Below are 12,666 nucleotides of genomic sequence, written 5' to 3'. Positions count from 1 at the left end.
TATTATTACTATTATCCTTCTAATATTAAAAATAAATAAAGGAGAATCCATGATTCATTTTTCAATTAATAAAAATTTATTTCTACAAGCATTAAATATTACTAAGAGAGCTATTAGTTCTAAAAATGCCATTCCTATTTTATCAACAGTAAAAATTGACGTGACAAACGAGGGTGTTACTTTAATTGGTTCAAATGGTCAAATTTCAATTGAAAATTTTATTTCTCAAAAAAATGAAGATGCTGGTTTGTTAATTACTTCTTTAGGTTCGATCCTTCTTGAAGCTTCTTTCTTTATCAATGTTGTATCTAGTCTACCTGATGTGACTCTTGATTTTAAAGAAATTGAACAAAATCAAATTGTTTTAACCAGTGGCAAATCAGAAATTACCCTAAAAGGAAAAGATAGCGAACAGTACCCACGAATCCAAGAAATTTCAGCAAGCACTCCTTTAGTTCTTGAAACTAAATTACTCAAGAAAATTATCAATGAAACAGCTTTTGCTGCAAGTACACAAGAGAGTCGTCCAATTTTGACAGGTGTTCATTTTGTATTGAGTCAACACAAGGAGCTCAAAACAGTGGCAACAGACTCTCATCGTCTAAGCCAGAAAAAATTAACGCTTGAGAAAAATAGTGATGATTTTGATGTTGTCATTCCTAGCCGTTCTCTACGCGAATTTTCAGCGGTATTTACAGATGATATCGAAACTGTAGAGATTTTCTTTGCCAATAACCAAATCCTCTTTAGAAGCGAAAATATTAGCTTCTATACTCGTTTGTTAGAAGGTAACTATCCTGATACAGATCGTTTGATTCCAACAGACTTTAACACTACAATTACTTTTGATGTGGTAAACTTACGTCAGTCAATGGAGCGTGCTCGCCTTTTATCAAGTGCGACTCAAAATGGTACTGTGAAACTTGAAATTAAAGATGGGATTGTTAGCGCCCATGTTCACTCTCCAGAAGTTGGTAAAGTAAACGAAGAAATTGATACTGATCAGGTTACTGGTGAAGATTTGACCATTAGTTTCAATCCAACTTATTTGATTGATTCCCTCAAGGCTTTAAATAGCGAAAAGGTGACCATTAGCTTTATCTCAGCTGTTCGTCCATTTACTCTTGTGCCAGCAGATACTGACGAAGACTTCATGCAACTTATCACCCCAGTTCGTACAAATTAAGTGAAAGAGGTTGAGCCTGGCTCGCCTCTTTTATGATATAATCGAAAAAGAAAAGGAGAATAGTATGTATCAAGTTGGAAATTTTGTTGAAATGAAAAAACCACATGCTTGCACCATCAAGTCAACAGGAAAAAAAGCTAACCGTTGGGAAATTACACGTGTAGGAGCAGATATCAAAATAAAATGCAGTAATTGTGACCATGTTGTCATGATGGGGCGCTATGATTTTGATCGAAAAATGAATAAAATTATTGACTGAGAACCCTTAGTTAGAGAGTTAGCAAGTTTTTCCTTTTTGTGTTATAATATTAGGGATTGAAATGAAAACGGAGAATGAGAAAATATGGCTTTAACAGCAGGTATCGTTGGTTTGCCAAACGTTGGTAAATCAACACTATTTAATGCAATTACAAAAGCAGGAGCAGAGGCAGCAAACTACCCATTTGCGACTATTGATCCAAACGTTGGAATGGTGGAAGTTCCAGATGAACGACTACAAAAACTAACGGAAATGATCACACCTAAAAAGACAATTCCAACAACATTTGAATTTACAGATATTGCAGGGATTGTAAAAGGAGCTTCAAAAGGAGAAGGGCTAGGGAATAAATTCTTGGCTAATATCCGTGAAGTAGATGCGATTGTTCATGTAGTTCGTGCTTTTGATGATGAAAATGTGATGCGCGAGCAAGGACGTGAAGACGCCTTTGTGGATCCACTTGCCGATATTGACACCATTAACCTAGAATTGATTCTTGCAGACTTAGAATCGGTTAATAAACGCTATGCGCGTGTAGAAAAGATGGCACGCACGCAAAAGGATAAAGAATCAGTGGCAGAATTTAATGTTCTTCAAAAGATTAAACCAGTACTTGAAGATGGGAAATCAGCTCGTACCATTGAATTTACAGATGAGGAACAAAAGGTTGTAAAAGGTCTTTTCCTTTTGACGACTAAACCAGTTCTTTATGTAGCTAATGTGGACGAGGATGTGGTTTCAGAACCTGACTCTATCGACTATGTCAAACAAATTCGTGAATTTGCAACGACAGAAAATGCTGAAGTAGTCGTTATTTCTGCGCGTGCTGAGGAAGAAATTTCTGAATTGGACGATGAAGATAAAAAAGAGTTTCTTGAAGCCATTGGTTTGACAGAATCAGGTGTAGATAAGTTGACGCGTGCAGCTTACCACTTGCTTGGACTGGGAACTTACTTCACAGCTGGTGAAAAAGAAGTTCGAGCTTGGACATTCAAACGTGGTATGAAGGCTCCTCAAGCAGCTGGTATTATCCACTCAGACTTTGAAAAAGGCTTTATTCGTGCAGTAACCATGTCATATGAGGATCTAGTGAAATACGGATCTGAAAAGGCCGTAAAAGAAGCTGGACGCTTGCGTGAAGAAGGAAAAGAATATATCGTTCAAGATGGCGATATCATGGAATTCCGCTTCAATGTCTAAAAAATTAATAAACGGTGTCAATTAGGTTGGAAAAAAATTCCAACCCTTTTGGCTTTTGAAAGGAAAAATAAATGACCAAATTACTTGTAGGCTTGGGAAATCCAGGGGATAAATATTTTGAAACAAAACACAATGTTGGTTTTATGTTGATTGATCAACTAGCAAAGAAACAGAATGTCACTTTTACACATGATAAGATATTTCAAGCTGATCTAGCATCCTTTTTCCTAAATGGAGAAAAAATTTATCTTGTCAAACCAACGACATTTATGAATGAAAGTGGAAAAGCGGTTCATGCTTTATTGACTTACTATGGTTTGGATATTGAAGATTTACTCATCATTTACGATGATCTTGACATGGAAGTTGGAAAGATTCGTTTAAGAGCAAAAGGCTCAGCAGGCGGTCATAATGGTATCAAGTCTATTATTCAACATATTGGAACCCAGGCCTTTAATCGTGTTAAGATTGGAATCGGAAGACCTAAAAATGGCATGTCAGTTGTTAACCATGTTTTGAGTACCTTTGACAAGGATGATTATATTGGTATTTTACAGTCTATTGACAAAGTTGACGATTCTGTAAACTACTATTTACAAGAGAAAAACTTTGAAAAAACGATGCAGAGGTATAACGGATAAATGGTGACCTTATTAGATTTATTCTCAGAAAATGATCAGATTAAAAAATGGCATCAAAATCTGACAGATAAGAAAAGACAACTAATACTTGGTTTATCAACGTCTACTAAGGCTCTTGCAATTGCAAGCAGTTTAGAAAAAGAAGAGAAGATTGTGTTATTGACGTCCACTTATGGAGACGCAGAAGGGCTTATTAGTGATCTTATTTCTATCTTGGATGAGGAACTTGTTTATCCGTTTTTGGTAGATGACTCCCCTATGGTCGAGTTTTTGATGTCTTCACAAGAAAAAATCATTTCACGGGTTGAAGCCTTGCGTTTTTTGACTGATTCATCTAAGAAAGGGATTTTAGTTTGTAATATCGCAGCAAGTCGATTGATTTTACCGTCTCCCAATGTATTCAAAGATAGTATTGTAAAAATAACAGTTGGTGAAGAATATGACCAACACGCACTTATCCATCAGTTAAAAGAGATAGGCTATCGAAAAGTTACACAAGTACAAACTCAAGGCGAATTTAGTCTGCGAGGAGATATTTTAGATATTTTTGAAATATCCCAGTTAGAACCTTGCCGAATTGAGTTTTTTGGTGATGAAGTAGATGGTATCAGGTCATTTGAAGTCGAAACACAATTATCGAAAGAAAATCAGACAGAACTCACCATCTTTCCAGCTAGTGATATGCTTTTGAGAGAAAAGGATTATCAAAGAGGTCAGTCAGCTTTAGAAAAACAAATTTCAAAGACTTTATCACCTATTTTGAAATCCTACCTAGAAGAAATTCTTTCAAGTTTTCACCAAAAACAAAGCCATGCAGATTCTCGGAAGTTTTTATCTTTGTGCTATGATAAGATATGGACTGTTTTTGATTATATTGAAAAAGATACTCCAATATTCTTTGATGATTATCAAAAATTGATGAATCAGTATGAAGTCTTTGAAAGAGAATTAGCGCAGTACTTTACAGAAGAATTACAGAATAGTAAAGCATTTTCTGAGATGCAGTATTTTGCAGATACAGAGCAAATCTATAAAAAACAGAGTCCGGTTACCTTTTTCTCTAATCTTCAAAAAGGTTTAGGAAATCTCAAATTTGACAAAATTTATCAATTCAATCAATATCCTATGCAGGAATTTTTCAATCAGTTTTCTTTTCTAAAAGAAGAAATTGAACGATACAAAAAAATGAATTATACTATTATCCTGCAATCTAGCAATTCAATGGGAAGTAAGGCATTGGAGGATATGTTAGAGGAATATCAGATTAAATTGGATTCCAGAGATAAGTCAAGAATCTGTCAAGAATCTGTAAACTTAATTGAGGGTAACCTCAGACATGGTTTTCATTTTGTAGATGAAAAAATTCTGGTGATTACTGAACATGAGATTTTTCAAAAGAAATTAAAACGTCGTTTTCGAAGACAACATGTTTCAAACGCAGAGAGATTAAAAGATTACAATGAACTTGAAAAAGGAGATTACGTTGTTCACCATATCCATGGAATTGGTCAATATCTAGGGATTGAAACAATTGAAATCAAGGGGATTCACCGTGATTATGTCAGTGTCCAGTATCAAAACGGGGATCAAATCTCCATCCCAGTAGAACAGATTCATCTACTGTCCAAATATATTTCAAGTGATGGGAAAGCTCCTAAACTCAATAAATTAAATGACGGTCATTTTAAAAAGGCCAAGCAAAAAGTTAAGAATCAGGTAGAGGATATAGCTGATGATTTAATCAAACTCTACTCTGAACGGAGTCAGTTGAAGGGTTTTGCTTTCTCAGTTGATGATGAGGATCAACAGACCTTTGATGATGCTTTCCCTTATGTTGAAACGGATGATCAACTTCGTAGTATTGAGGAAATCAAGAGGGATATGCAGGATTCTCAGCCAATGGATCGACTTTTAGTTGGGGATGTTGGTTTTGGAAAGACTGAAGTTGCTATGCGTGCAGCCTTTAAGGCAGTCAATGATCACAAACAGGTTGTCGTTCTAGTTCCGACGACGGTTTTAGCGCAACAGCACTATACGAATTTTAAGGAACGATTCCAAAATTTTGCAGTTAATATTGATGTGTTGAGTCGCTTTAGAAGTAAAAAAGAGCAGACTGAAACACTTGAAAAATTGAAAAAGGGTCAAGTTGATATTTTGATTGGAACCCATCGTGTTTTGTCAAAAGATGTTGTGTTTGCTGATTTGGGCTTGATGATTATTGATGAGGAACAGCGATTTGGTGTCAAGCATAAGGAAACCTTGAAAGAACTGAAAAAACAAGTAGATGTCCTGACCTTGACAGCAACGCCAATTCCTCGTACCCTTCACATGTCTATGCTGGGAATCAGAGATTTATCTGTTATTGAAACTCCTCCAACGAATCGCTATCCTGTTCAGACCTATGTTTTGGAAAAAAATGATAGTGTCATTCGTGATGCTGTCTTGCGTGAAATGGAGCGCGGAGGTCAAGTTTACTATCTTTACAATAAAGTTGACACAATTGATCAGAAGGTTTCAGAATTACAGGAGTTGATTCCGGAGGCTTCGATTGGATATGTTCATGGTCGAATGAGTGAAATACAGTTGGAAAATACTCTACTAGACTTTATTGAGGGACAATACGATATCTTGGTGACGACTACCATTATTGAGACAGGGGTGGACATTCCAAATGCCAATACTTTATTTATTGAGAATGCGGATCATATGGGCTTGTCAACCTTGTATCAGTTAAGAGGAAGAGTCGGTCGTAGTAATCGTATTGCTTATGCCTATCTCATGTATCGTCCAGAAAAATCAATCAGTGAAGTCTCCGAGAAGAGATTAGAAGCGATTAAAGGATTTACAGAATTGGGATCCGGATTTAAGATTGCGATGCGAGATCTTTCGATTCGTGGAGCAGGGAATCTCCTAGGAAAATCCCAGTCTGGTTTTATTGATTCTGTTGGTTTTGAGTTGTATTCGCAGTTATTAGAGGAAGCTATTGCTAAACGAAACGGTAATGCTAACTCTAACACAAGAACCAAAGGGAATGCTGAGTTGATTTTGCAAATTGATGCCTATCTTCCTGATACTTATATTTCTGATCAACGACATAAGATTGAAATTTACAAGAAAATTCGTCAAATTGACAGCCGTGTCAATTATGAAGAGTTACAAGAGGAGTTGATAGACCGTTTTGGAGAATACCCAGATGTAGTTACTTATCTTTTAGAGATTGGTTTGGTCAAATCATACTTGGACAAGGTCTTTGTTCAACGTGTGGAAAGAAAAGATAATAAAGTTACAATTCAATTTGAAAAAGTCACTCAACGACTGTTTTTAGCTCAAGATTATTTTAAAGCTTTATCCGCAACGAACTTAAAAGCAGGCATCGCTGAGAATAAGGGATCAATGGAGCTTATATTTGATGTCCAAAATAAGAAAGATTATGAAATTTTAGAAGGTCTGCTGATTTTTGGAGAAAGTTTATTAGAGATAAAAGAGTCTAAGAAAGAAAATTCCATTTGATATTTTTCTTCTATAAAATAGATAAAAATGGTACAATAATAAGTTGAGGTAATAAGGATGAGATTAGACAAATATTTAAAAGTATCGCGAATTATCAAGCGTCGTACAGTCGCAAAAGAAGTAGCAGATAAAGGCAGAATCAAGGTGAATGGAATCTTGGCCAAAAGTTCAACGGATTTGAAAGTTAATGACCAAGTTGAAATTCGTTTTGGAAACAAGTTGCTACTTGTAAAAGTACTAGAGATGAAAGATAGTACAAAAAAAGAAGATGCAGCAGGCATGTATGAAATTATCAGTGAAACACGGGTAGAAGAAAATGTCTAAAAATATTGTACAATTGAATAATTCTTTTATTCAAAATGAACATCAACGCCGTCGCTACCTGATGAAAGAACGACAAAAACGGAATCGTTTTATGGGGTGGGTATTGATTTTGATTATGCTATTATTTATCTTGCCAACTTTTAATTTAGCGCAGAGCTATCAACAATTACTCCAAAGACGTCAGCAATTAGCAGACTTGCAAACTCAGTATCAAACCTTGAGTGATGAAAAGGATAAGGAGACAGCATTTGCTACCAAGTTGAAAGATGAGGATTATGCTGCCAAATATACACGAGCGAAGTACTATTATTCTAAGTCGAGGGAAATAGTTTATACGATTCCTGACTTGCTTCAAAGGTGATAAAATGGAAAATTTATTAGACGTAATTGAGCAATTTTTGAGTCTATCGGATGAAAAGCTGGAAGAGTTGGCTGATAAAAATCAATTATTGCGTTTACAAGAAGAAAAGGAAAGGAAGAATGCGTAAATTCTTAATTATTTTGTTGCTACCGAGTTTTTTGACCATCTCAAAAGTAGTTAGCACAGAAAAAGAAGTCGTCTATACTTCAAAAGAAATTTATTACCTTTCACAATCTGACTTTGGTATTTATTTTAGAGAAAAGCTAAGTTCTCCTATGGTTTATGGAGAAGTTCCTGTCTATGCGAATGAAGATTTAGTAGTGGAATCTGGGAAATTGACTCCTAAAACAAGTTTTCAAATAACCGAGTGGCGCTTAAATAAACAAGGAATTCCGGTATTTAAGCTATCAAATCATCAATTTATAGCTGCGGACAAACGATTTTTATACGATCAGTCAGAGGTAACTCCTACAATAAAAAAAGTATGGTTAGAATCTGATTTTAAACTGTACAATAGTCCTTATGATTTAAAAGAAGTGAAATCGTCTTTATCAGCTTATTCGCAGGTATCAATCGATAAGCTCATGTTTGTAGAAGGAAAAGAATTTCTACATATTGATCAGGTTGGATGGGTAGATAAGGAATCAACTTCTGAAGAAGATAATCGGATGGGTAAAGTCCAAGAAATGTTATCTGAAAAATATCAGAAAGATTCATTCTCTATTTATGTTAAGCAACTGACTACTGGAAAAGAAGCTGGTATCAATCAAAATGAAAAGATGTATGCAGCTAGTGTTTTGAAACTCCCTTATCTCTATTATGCGCAAGAAAAAATAAATGAGGGTCTTTATCAGTTAGATACGACTGTAAAATACGTATCTGAAGTCAATGATTTTCCAGGTTCTTATAAACCAGAGGGAAGTGGTAGTCTTCCTAAAAAAGAGGATAATAAAGAGTATTCTTTCAAGGACTTAATCACAAAAGTATCTAAAGAATCTGATAATGTAGCTCATAATATATTGGGATATTACATTTCAAACCAATCTGATGCCACGTTCAAATCCAAGATGTCTGCTATTATGGGAGATGATTGGGATCCAAAAGAAAAATTGATTTCTTCCAAGATGGCCGGGAAAGTCATGGAAGCTATTTATAACCAAAATGGATTTGTGCTAGATTCTTTGACTAAAACAGATTTTGATAATCAGAGAATTGCCAAAAGTGTTTCTGTGAATGTAGCTCATAAAATTGGGGATGCGGACGAATTTAAGCATGATACGGGTGTTGTCTATGCAGATTCTCCATTTATTCTTTCTATTTTCACTAAGAATTCTGATTATGATACAATTTCTCAGATATCCAAGGATGTTTATGAGGTTCTAAAATGAGGGAACAAGATTTTTTAAATCATTTTCTCAAGAAGGGATATTTCAAAAAGCATGCTAAGGTGGTGCTAGCTCTTTCTGGTGGGTTAGATTCTATGTTTCTATTTAAGGTATTATCTACTTATCAAAAAGAGTTAGAAATTGAATTGATCTTAGCTCATGTGAATCATAAGCAGAGAATTGAATCAGATTGGGAAGAAAAGGAATTAAGGAAGTTGGCTACTGAAGCAGAGCTTCCTATTTATATCAGCAATTTTTCAGGAGAATTTTCAGAAGCGCGTGCACGAAATTTTCGTTATGATTTTTTTCAAGAGGTCATGAAAAAGACAGGTGCGACAGCTTTAGTCACTGCCCACCATGCGGATGATCAGGTGGAAACGATTTTGATGCGCTTGATTCGAGGAACTCGTTTGCGCTATCTATCAGGAATTAAGGAGAAGCAAGTAGTCGGAGAGATAGAAATCATTCGTCCCTTCTTGCATTTTCATAAAAAAGACTTTCCACCAATTTTTCACTTTGAAGATACATCAAACCAGGAAAATCATTATTTTCGCAACCGTATTCGAAATTCTTATTTACCAGAATTAGAAAAAGAAAACCCTCGATTTAGAGATGCAATCTTAAGTATCGGAAATGAAATTTTAGATTATGATTTGGCTATAGCTGAATTATCTAACAATATTGATGTAGAAAATTTACAGCAGTTATTTTCTTATTCTGAGTCAACACAAAGAGTTTTACTTCAAACTTATCTGAATCGTTTTCCAGACTTGAATCTTACAAAAGCTCAGTTTGAAGAAGTTAGACAAATTTTAAAAACTAAAAGCCAGTATCGTCATCTGCTTAAAAATGGCTATGAATTGATAAAAGAGTATCAACAGTTTCAGATTTGTAAAATCAGTCCGCAGGCTGATGAAAAGGAAGATGAACTTGTGTTACACTATCAAAATCAGGTAACTTATCAGGGATATTTATTTTCCTTTGGACTTCCATTAGAAGGTGAATCAATTCAACAAATACCTGTTTCACGCGAAACATCCATATACCTTCGTCATCGAAAACAAGGAGATGTTTTGATTCAAAATGGGCATAGAAAAAAACTCAGACGTCTATTTATTGATTTGAAAATCCCTATGGAAAAGAGAAAATCTGTTCTTATTATTGAGCAATTTGGTGAAATTGTCTCAATTTTGGGAATTGCGACCAGTAATTTGAGTAAAAACACGAAAAATGATATAATGAACACTGTACTTTATATAGAAAAAATAGATAGGTAAAAAAATGTTAGAAAACGATATTAAAAAAATCCTCGTTTCACACGATGAAATTACAGAAGCTGCTAAAAAATTAGGTGCTCAACTCACTAAAGACTATGCAGGAAAAAATCCAATCTTAGTCGGGATTTTAAAAGGATCTATTCCTTTTATGGCTGAATTGGTCAAACATATTGATACACATATTGAAATGGACTTCATGATGGTTTCTAGCTACCATGGTGGAACAGCAAGTAGTGGTGTTATCAATATTAAACAAGATGTGACTCAAGATATCAAAGGAAGACATGTTCTATTTGTAGAAGATATCATTGATACAGGTCAAACTTTGAAGAATTTACGAGATATGTTTATTGCAAGAGATGCAGCTTCTGTTAAGATTGCAACCTTGTTGGATAAACCAGAGGGACGTGTTGTAGAAATTGAGGCTGACTATACCTGCTTTACGATTCCAAATGAGTTTGTAGTAGGTTATGGTTTAGACTACAAAGAAAATTATCGTAATCTTCCTTATGTTGGAGTATTGAAAGAAGAAGTATATTCAAATTAGAAAGAACAATTTTTAATGAAAAAACAAAATAATGGTTTAATTAAAAATCCTTTTCTATGGTTATTACTTATTTTTTTCCTAGTTACAGCTTACCAGTATTTTAGTACAGGTAGTGTTGCAGGTAAAAGTGAGCAAATCAACTATACTGAATTGGTAAAAGAAATTACCGATGACAATGTAAAAGAATTAACCTACCAACCAAATGGCAGTGTTATCGAAGTTTCGGGTGTCTATAAAAATCCTAAAACAAGTAAAGAAGAAACAGGAATTCAGTTCTTTTCTCCTTCTGCTACAAAAGTAGAGAAATTTTCAAGTATTATTCTTCCTTCCGATACTACAGTATCAGAATTGCAAAAGCTTGCTACTGACCATAAAGCAGAAGTAACTGTTAAGCATGAAAGTTCAAGTGGTATGTGGATTAATCTACTCGTATCCATTGTGCCATTTGGAATTCTATTCTTCTTCCTATTCTCTATGATGGGAAATATGGGAGGAGGAAATGGCCGTAATCCAATGAGTTTTGGACGTAGTAAGGCTAAAGCTGCAAATAAAGAAGATATTAAAGTAAGATTTTCAGATGTTGCTGGAGCTGAGGAAGAAAAACAAGAACTAGTTGAAGTCGTTGAATTCTTAAAAGATCCAAAACGATTTACAAAACTTGGAGCCCGTATTCCAGCAGGTGTTCTTTTGGAGGGACCTCCGGGAACAGGTAAAACTTTGCTTGCTAAGGCAGTAGCCGGAGAAGCAGGTGTTCCATTCTTTAGTATCTCAGGTTCTGACTTTGTAGAAATGTTTGTCGGAGTTGGAGCTAGTCGTGTTCGTTCTCTTTTTGAAGATGCAAAAAAAGCAGCACCAGCTATTATCTTTATTGATGAAATTGATGCTGTTGGACGTCAACGTGGAGTCGGTCTCGGCGGAGGTAATGACGAACGTGAACAAACCTTGAACCAACTTTTGATTGAGATGGACGGTTTTGAGGGAAATGAAGGGATTATTGTCATCGCTGCGACAAACCGTTCAGATGTACTTGACCCTGCCCTTTTGCGTCCAGGACGTTTTGATAGAAAAGTATTGGTTGGCCGTCCTGATGTTAAAGGTCGTGAAGCAATCTTGAAAGTTCACGCTAAGAACAAGCCTTTGGCAGAAGATGTTGATTTGAAATTAGTGGCTCAACAAACTCCAGGTTTTGTTGGTGCTGATTTAGAGAATGTATTGAATGAAGCGGCTTTAGTCGCTGCTCGTCGCAATAAATCAATAATTGATGCCTCAGATATTGATGAAGCAGAAGATAGAGTTATTGCTGGTCCTTCTAAGAAAGATAAGACAGTTTCACAAAAAGAACGTGAATTGGTTGCTTACCATGAGGCAGGACATACCATTGTTGGTCTAGTCTTATCGAATGCTCGTGTTGTTCATAAAGTTACCATCGTACCACGTGGACGTGCCGGCGGATATATGATTGCACTTCCTAAGGAAGACCAAATGCTTCTATCTAAAGAAGATATGAAAGAGCAATTGGCTGGCTTAATGGGTGGACGTGTAGCTGAAGAAATTATCTTTAATGTCCAAACTACAGGAGCTTCAAATGACTTTGAACAGGCGACACAAATGGCGCGTGCAATGGTTACAGAGTACGGTATGAGTGAAAAACTTGGTCCGGTACAATATGACGGAAATCATGCTATGTTTGGTGCACAGAGTCCTCAAAAATCAATTTCAGAACAAACAGCTTATGAAATTGACGAAGAGGTTCGTTCATTATTAAATGAAGCACGAAATAAAGCTGCTGAAATTATTCAGTCAAATCGTGAAACTCACAAGTTGATTGCAGAAGCACTATTGAAATACGAAACATTGGATAGTACACAAATTAAATCTCTTTACGAAACAGGAAAGATGCCTGAAACAGTAGAAGAGGAATCACATGCATTATCTTATGATGAAGTGAAGTCAAAAATGAATGACGAAAAATAATC

12 protein-coding genes are annotated in these 12,666 nt (G+C 35.4%); all 12 read left to right on the top strand.

All coding sequences use genetic code 11. The features are described 5' to 3' along the window. Positions 1 to 49: 49 nt before the first annotated feature. The 12 genes from dnaN to ftsH all read left to right on the top strand — a co-directional run bounded on the left by dnaN (position 50) and on the right by ftsH (position 12,664). Complete coding sequence (gene dnaN, locus WKI23_RS07185) at positions 50 to 1,186, top strand: DNA polymerase III subunit beta (RefSeq protein ID WP_049521563.1); 1,137 nt, start codon at positions 50 to 52, stop codon at positions 1,184 to 1,186. Positions 1,187 to 1,250: 64 nt separating this feature from the next. Further along, positions 1,251 to 1,445, top strand: a complete 195-nt coding sequence (locus tag WKI23_RS07180) for a DUF951 domain-containing protein (protein ID WP_000285186.1) — start codon at positions 1,251 to 1,253, stop codon at positions 1,443 to 1,445. Positions 1,446 to 1,529: 84 nt separating this feature from the next. Further along, the gene (gene ychF / locus WKI23_RS07175; RefSeq protein ID WP_368079436.1) at positions 1,530 to 2,645 is read left to right on the top strand and encodes a redox-regulated ATPase YchF; all 1,116 of its coding nucleotides are present in this window, start codon (positions 1,530 to 1,532) and stop codon (positions 2,643 to 2,645) included. A 71-nt stretch (positions 2,646 to 2,716) separates the two neighbouring features. After that, entirely contained in the window at positions 2,717 to 3,286 is a 570-nt protein-coding gene (pth, locus tag WKI23_RS07170) for an aminoacyl-tRNA hydrolase (protein WP_368079435.1), read from the top strand. Further along, positions 3,287 to 6,796: a transcription-repair coupling factor gene (gene mfd / locus WKI23_RS07165; protein WP_368079434.1), complete on the top strand. Its 3,510-nt coding sequence runs from the start codon at positions 3,287 to 3,289 to the stop codon at positions 6,794 to 6,796. A gap of 57 nt (positions 6,797 to 6,853) precedes the next feature. Further along, positions 6,854 to 7,120, top strand: coding sequence for an RNA-binding S4 domain-containing protein (locus tag WKI23_RS07160; protein WP_001234978.1), 267 nt, complete (start codon positions 6,854 to 6,856; stop codon positions 7,118 to 7,120). Then, positions 7,113 to 7,481 carry a septum formation initiator family protein gene (locus WKI23_RS07155; protein ID WP_000041903.1) on the top strand — a complete coding sequence of 123 codons (369 nt, stop codon included), beginning with the start codon at positions 7,113 to 7,115 and terminating at the stop codon, positions 7,479 to 7,481. The genes WKI23_RS07160 and WKI23_RS07155 overlap by 8 nt, the downstream gene beginning before the upstream one ends. 4 nt (positions 7,482 to 7,485) lie before the next feature. After that, on the top strand, positions 7,486 to 7,608 hold the full coding sequence (locus WKI23_RS07150) for an SP_0009 family protein (RefSeq protein ID WP_000429334.1): 123 nt from the start codon (positions 7,486 to 7,488) through the stop codon (positions 7,606 to 7,608). Beyond that, positions 7,601 to 8,869 carry a serine hydrolase gene (locus WKI23_RS07145; protein WP_368079433.1) on the top strand — a complete coding sequence of 423 codons (1,269 nt, stop codon included), beginning with the start codon at positions 7,601 to 7,603 and terminating at the stop codon, positions 8,867 to 8,869. Before WKI23_RS07150 ends, WKI23_RS07145 begins: the two co-directional genes overlap by 8 nt. Next, positions 8,866 to 10,143: a tRNA lysidine(34) synthetase TilS gene (gene tilS / locus WKI23_RS07140; protein ID WP_368079432.1), complete on the top strand. Its 1,278-nt coding sequence runs from the start codon at positions 8,866 to 8,868 to the stop codon at positions 10,141 to 10,143. Before WKI23_RS07145 ends, tilS begins: the two co-directional genes overlap by 4 nt. Positions 10,144 to 10,147: 4 nt before the next feature. Beyond that, positions 10,148 to 10,690 (top strand): hypoxanthine phosphoribosyltransferase, encoded by a 543-nt coding sequence (hpt, locus tag WKI23_RS07135; protein WP_000892171.1) that lies wholly within the window; start codon positions 10,148 to 10,150, stop codon positions 10,688 to 10,690. 15 nt (positions 10,691 to 10,705) lie between these two features. After that, positions 10,706 to 12,664, top strand: a complete 1,959-nt coding sequence (ftsH, locus tag WKI23_RS07130) for an ATP-dependent zinc metalloprotease FtsH (RefSeq protein ID WP_368079431.1) — start codon at positions 10,706 to 10,708, stop codon at positions 12,662 to 12,664. The last annotated feature ends 2 nt before the right edge of the window (positions 12,665 to 12,666 follow it).

The sequence above is a fragment of the Streptococcus pseudopneumoniae genome (genome assembly GCF_038148955.1).
GTDB lineage: Bacteria > Bacillota > Bacilli > Lactobacillales > Streptococcaceae > Streptococcus > Streptococcus pseudopneumoniae_T.
Note: the sequence above shows the minus strand (reverse complement) of the source record. Positions and strands in the feature narration are given on the sequence as shown.

What these genes read in the sequence shown, in the direction of transcription:
- WKI23_RS07150 (WP_000429334.1), top strand. Translation starts at nt 7,486, where the DNA reads ATGGAAAATTTATTAGACGTAATTGAGCAATTTTTGAGTCTATCGGAT.
- mfd (WP_368079434.1), top strand. Translation starts at nt 3,287, where the DNA reads ATGGTGACCTTATTAGATTTATTCTCAGAAAATGATCAGATTAAAAAA.
- WKI23_RS07180 (WP_000285186.1), top strand. Translation starts at nt 1,251, where the DNA reads ATGTATCAAGTTGGAAATTTTGTTGAAATGAAAAAACCACATGCTTGC.
- hpt (WP_000892171.1), top strand. Translation starts at nt 10,148, where the DNA reads ATGTTAGAAAACGATATTAAAAAAATCCTCGTTTCACACGATGAAATT.
- pth (WP_368079435.1), top strand. Translation starts at nt 2,717, where the DNA reads ATGACCAAATTACTTGTAGGCTTGGGAAATCCAGGGGATAAATATTTT.
- WKI23_RS07160 (WP_001234978.1), top strand. Translation starts at nt 6,854, where the DNA reads ATGAGATTAGACAAATATTTAAAAGTATCGCGAATTATCAAGCGTCGT.
- WKI23_RS07155 (WP_000041903.1), top strand. Translation starts at nt 7,113, where the DNA reads ATGTCTAAAAATATTGTACAATTGAATAATTCTTTTATTCAAAATGAA.
- ftsH (WP_368079431.1), top strand. Translation starts at nt 10,706, where the DNA reads ATGAAAAAACAAAATAATGGTTTAATTAAAAATCCTTTTCTATGGTTA.
- dnaN (WP_049521563.1), top strand. Translation starts at nt 50, where the DNA reads ATGATTCATTTTTCAATTAATAAAAATTTATTTCTACAAGCATTAAAT.
- tilS (WP_368079432.1), top strand. Translation starts at nt 8,866, where the DNA reads ATGAGGGAACAAGATTTTTTAAATCATTTTCTCAAGAAGGGATATTTC.
- ychF (WP_368079436.1), top strand. Translation starts at nt 1,530, where the DNA reads ATGGCTTTAACAGCAGGTATCGTTGGTTTGCCAAACGTTGGTAAATCA.
- WKI23_RS07145 (WP_368079433.1), top strand. Translation starts at nt 7,601, where the DNA reads ATGCGTAAATTCTTAATTATTTTGTTGCTACCGAGTTTTTTGACCATC.